We start from the raw sequence: 218 nt of genomic DNA, 5'->3' as shown, positions 1-218 counted from the left end.
TTACCCAATGGTGCGGTGCGATCGCCCGATGTCAGTTGGGTAAGTAACGAGCGCTGGGAGGGGTTAAACTTGGCACAACAGCAGGAGTTTTCCCGCCTCTCTCCGGATTTTGTGGTGGAGTTGCGATCGCGCAGTGACGCCATCGAAAACCTGCGGGAAAAAATGCGAGAATATATTGACAATGGCGTGCGGTTGTGCTGGCTAATTGACCCCCTGGA

At 54.1% G+C, this 218-nt stretch carries 1 protein-coding gene; it reads left to right on the top strand.

From position 1 onward, the window contains the following. Positions 1–218: Uma2 family endonuclease (locus LKK83_RS23255; protein ID WP_324633771.1), on the top strand; the 218-nt coding region annotated here is incomplete at both ends.

Source organism: Phormidium sp. CCY1219 (genome assembly GCF_035615515.1).
Taxonomy (GTDB): Bacteria; Cyanobacteriota; Cyanobacteriia; order Cyanobacteriales; family Laspinemataceae; genus CCY1219.
This window is presented reverse-complemented; position numbering and strand designations above follow the sequence as displayed.